Origin of the sequence: Campylobacter concisus (genome assembly GCF_002914195.1) — a bacterium.
Classification (GTDB): Bacteria; Campylobacterota; Campylobacteria; order Campylobacterales; family Campylobacteraceae; genus Campylobacter_A; species Campylobacter_A concisus_M.
In genome coordinates, this window is the sequence record NZ_PPAU01000136.1 from 1 (window position 1) to 555 (window position 555).

General features: G+C 40.0%; 1 protein-coding gene and 1 pseudogene. Both read right to left on the bottom strand.

Features of this window, described 5'->3' with window-relative positions; genetic code table 11:
• Window positions 1-96: 96 nt before the first annotated feature.
• Window positions 97-312: an NAD(P)H-dependent oxidoreductase gene (locus CYP28_RS09495; RefSeq protein ID WP_258034144.1), complete on the bottom strand. Its 216-nt coding sequence runs from the start codon at window positions 310-312 to the stop codon at window positions 97-99.
• Between the two features lie 105 nt (window positions 313-417).
• Window positions 418-555 (bottom strand): annotated as a pseudogene (locus CYP28_RS10930) (glutamine amidotransferase-related protein); the annotation flags it as partial.

Genomic DNA, 555 nt, shown 5'->3' on the forward strand with positions numbered 1-555 from the left:
ATAACAGTGAAGTATAACGAGGAGTAACTTGTGATTATTCAGACAGATAAAGGGAATAAGAGAGGGAGTGATGACTGTGGGGCTGATGGATTTTTTTTATTCAAGCAGAAGTCGGCATACGAGATTCATGAGCGTCTCGTGGGCTCTGATGAGTTCTTGCTCGCGCGCAGCGTCGATGTTGCCGCCTGCGTAAACCTGTGTCAAATCATGAACACTAAAGCGCTGCGGCTCTTTGAGAGCCTCTTGTAGCAGGCGTTTGTTTATGACCGAGTTTTGGATATCAGGGTGTGCTAAGATGATTAGAGTTTTCATTTTTCTCCTTAAAAAATTTAGCAAGAAGTGGGATTTATTTGATAAATAATTGAATAAAAACAGCAAAATTTTTAAAAGAATTTTTAGAGCCAGATGGCTCTAAATTTAAGATTTGACGTTTTCTAAACTTGCCTTTATAAAGCCTAATATCACAGGATTTGGCTTAGTTAGACGGCTAGTAAATTCAGGATGACACTGTACACCACAAACCACGGATGGCCTTTGAGCTCAATAGCCTCTATC